3 protein-coding genes are annotated in these 3,812 nt (G+C 33.4%); all 3 read left to right on the top strand.

Annotation, left to right across the window (positions count from 1 at the left end; all coding sequences use genetic code 11):
- Window positions 1-1,313: DHA2 family efflux MFS transporter permease subunit (locus tag Q0C22_RS05030; protein ID WP_291492401.1), on the top strand; the 1,313-nt coding region annotated here is incomplete at its 5' end.
- A gap of 52 nt (window positions 1,314-1,365) precedes the next feature.
- A complete protein-coding gene (locus Q0C22_RS05025) occupies window positions 1,366-1,563 on the top strand; it encodes a hypothetical protein (RefSeq protein WP_291492399.1) in 198 nt (65 codons plus the stop codon).
- Window positions 1,564-2,165: 602 nt separating this feature from the next.
- Complete coding sequence (locus Q0C22_RS05020; protein WP_291492397.1) at window positions 2,166-3,743, top strand: IS1634 family transposase; 1,578 nt, start codon at window positions 2,166-2,168, stop codon at window positions 3,741-3,743.
- The last annotated feature ends 69 nt before the right edge of the window (window positions 3,744-3,812 follow it).

The raw sequence follows: 3,812 nt of genomic DNA, 5'->3' as shown, positions 1-3,812 counted from the left end.
GAAAGAATTTTTATATGTTTGGTATAGCTTTGTTTACATTGGGTTCTGCGCTTTGCGGCCTATCATGGAACCTTTATTCTATTGTTATTTTTAGAATTTTAGAGGGCATTGGCGGCGGTATTTTAGTTCCAATGGCTCAAGCTACGTTAAGGGAAGTTTTCCCAAAAGAAGAGCAAGGTGCAGCTTTGGGTATTTTTGGGATGGCAATGGTTACAGGACCTGCTTTCGGCCCTATGCTGGCTGGTTGGATTGTTACAAATTATAATTGGCGTTGGATATTTTATATAAATCTGCCATTTGGTATCATTGCTTTAATTATGGTAAGCATATTTATAAAAGATCCTCCTTTTTTTGAGAGGAAAAAAGAAAAAATAGATTTTCTTGGCTTAATTTTTATGGCTATTGGATTGGGCACCATGCAAATTTTTTTAGCAAACGGAGAAAATAAAAACTGGTTTAATTCCAACTACATCATAGACCTATTTATTATTGCAACCATTGGAATAATTTTATTTATTATAAGAGAGCTAACAACAGACAAACCGGTTGTTAATTTACGCGTAATTAAAAACAAAAGTTTTTCTATGGGTGCTTTACTTGCAGGCTTATTGGGAGTAGGTATGTACGCTACTATTTTTATTGTGCCTATTTTTTTGGAAAAATTGTTGGGTTATACTGCTTTTGATGCAGGTTTTGCCATGCTACCAAGAGGCCTGGGGCTGATTTTAATGACACCAGTAAGTGGTAAATTATTTAATAAATTAGGGCCTAAAATTCTTGTTGGCTTTGGCTTGATACTTGTTATAATATCTCTTCTTATATTTGCTACGTTAAATTTAAATGTAAGTTTCTGGTATATATGCATACCACAATTTTTGCAGGGGGCAGGCTTTGGCTTTATATTTGTTGCACTAAATACATCCGTTTTGTTAACCATAGACAAAAAAGATCTTACAGCAGTCACGGGAATGTACTATACATTTAGGTTAATTATGGGCAGCATAGGCATAGCATTAGTAGCTACATTAGCTGACCATGGTACAAACATGTATTACTCAAGTTTAACCCCATATGTCTCTATATTTAATAGAGGTACATTAGAATACATTGCAAAATTAGAAAAACATTTTAGTATGCCATTTACCACAGCTATTAATTCAAAACTAAAAGAAATAATTAATGCAGTTGTAATCAAACAAGCCCAGATGCTTTCATATAATCATGTGTTTTTTTATTTAATGTTGCTTTTTATAGCATGTTTACCTTTGATTATTTTTTTGAAGGGGTTAAAAGATTTGGAGAAAAATAAATGATTTACAATGATTTTGTTAAATTGTTATGCTTTTAAACACATTTAAGCGATTTATGGAACAGAAAGTAAACCCCTATGTGATAGCACTTACGGTGATGATATCTACCTTTATGGTTCTTATGGATACCTCCATTGTTAGTGGAGCTTTACCGTATATTGCAGGATCATTATCTGTTACACCAGATGATGTAGCCTGGAAATTAACAGTTATATATTGTGGTTTTGCTATAATTTACTGGACAGAAAGATAAGACTACTCTAAATTACAAAGAGTATGAGGATTTAACATGTTACCTAGAAAAGTTTATACAAGAGAATTTAAGGAAGAAGCGGATGTACTTAACTTACAGATCAGACAAAACAGTTAAAGAAATAGCAGCGAAATATGGATATACCCTACCAGCTTTTGTGCAAATGAAAGAAGAAGACTAGCAAAAGAAGGCAAAAGTGCTTTCCTAAGGCCATGGAAACATTCCTGACAAGGACAAGGAGCTTAAAGCCCTGCAAAAAGAGTATAAGAATGTTGTTGAAGAGCGTGACATATTAAAAAAAGCTCTTGAGCTCTTTTCGAAAACCTAAAGTGATAAATTTGTGATAGCAAAAGAGCTTTCCAAGGAACACTCCCTGAAAAAGATGTGCCGATTATTTGGGGTATCAAGAAGTGGTTACTACTAACCTGTACCCCTTTGTCAAGTCAAATTTTTTAATTTTCTTATTCCCCATTTATCCTGCATTCCCGCTTTCCCGTAACAAGCTTTTGAAAATAATCTGATTTATATAAGAATTATGAACGATTTTTCTTGTTTTTTTCATCGTTACATAGTATACTATGTAACGATGAAGGAGGTAATCTATGTCCATTGTAAAACAGCCTAACAAAAAGACAGGCGTCATATACGTGTATGAATCTGTAGCTTACTGGGATAAGGAGAAAAAACAAGCGAGAGCAAAAAGAAAGCTTATAGGCATATTGGATCCTATAACGCAAGAAGTTGTGCCAACTAAAAAAAGAAACAAGGCAAATAAAGAAGAAAACATTTCAAAGGATTCAAGATATTTTTACGGCGCTACTTATCTTTTTGATAAGATAGCTGAAAATATTGGTCTTTCTAAAGACCTGGAAAACTGCTTTGGCAAAGACTATAAAAAGATTTTATCCATTGCCTACTATCTTGTATTGGAAGACAAAAACACTTTAAGCAGGTTCAATAAATGGGCAAGTCTTCATAAACATCCTGCGAATAATAGTATGAGCTCGCAAAGAATCAGCGAACTGTTTTCTTCTATTACAGAAGACACAAAGAATAGATTTTTTCGTCTTCAAGCAAAACGCAGGGTAGAAAAAGAATATATAGCCTACGACACTACATCAATCTCCAGCTATTCCAAATGCTTGAACCAGATTAAATATGGTGTGAATAAAGAACATGATATGCTTGCACAAATTAATCTGGCCCTTTTGTTTGGACAAGAATCCAACCTGCCTTTTTACTATCGAAAGCTTTCGGGAAACATACCAGATGTTGTTACAGTAAAAAAGCTTCTTTCAGATATGAGCTTTTTAGGCTTTGACAAAGTAAAGCTGGTTATGGACAGAGGTTTTTACAGCTTTAGCAACATAAACTCTCTATACAAAAACCACTTGAAGTTTCTAATTGCAGGCAAACTCTCTCTTAAGATAGTTCAAGACGCTATTGACTCTATAAGGCAAGATATAACACAATGGCAATACTACAGTTCTGATTACAACCTATACGCTAAGTCTTTACCTATAGCGTGGCACTACAGTTTAAAGCGTCCTTATAAAAAAGATGAACTAAAAGAAGAAAAACGCATGTATATGCATATATACTATTCTAAAGAAAGGGCAATTGATAAAGAAAATGCCTTTAATATGTTTTTGTCAACGCTCAAAGAGGAGCTATTAAGTAAAGACATAAAAAAAGAACACCAAAAACAATATGAAAAATACTTTGAAGTATCTGCAAATAAATCAATAAAAATAACACCAAAAGAAGATTCAATTGCAGATACGATGAAAAATTATGGTTTCTTTGTGTTGCTTAGCAATGACATAAAAGACCCAATTGAAGCATTAGAAATATACCGCAATAAAGACTTAGTAGAAAAAGCCTTTGGGGATCTTAAAGAAAGGTTAAATTTTCGAAGGCTTTTGGTATCCTCAGAACAAAGTCTTGATGGTAAGCTCTTTGTTGAGTTCATTGCTCTTATCATATTATCCTATATTAAAAAGAAGATGCAAGAAGCTAAACTTTTTAAAAATTATACAATGCAAGAGCTGCTGGATGAATTTGATATAATAGAATGCTTTGAACAACCAAATAAAAAACTCTATATAGGAGAAATTACCCAAAAACAAATTCAATTATATGAGATGCTGGGTGTGAAACCACCTATCTCGTTACAATGAAGCGGGAATGCAGGATAGTATCTATCAAACAAAGCTTTTAGTGTTGCATTAAGTGTTTCAAGGGCTCTT

It is taken from the genome of Desulfurella sp. (assembly GCF_023256235.1).
GTDB lineage: Bacteria > Campylobacterota_A > Desulfurellia > Desulfurellales > Desulfurellaceae > Desulfurella.
Note: the sequence above shows the minus strand (reverse complement) of the source record. Positions and strands in the feature narration are given on the sequence as shown.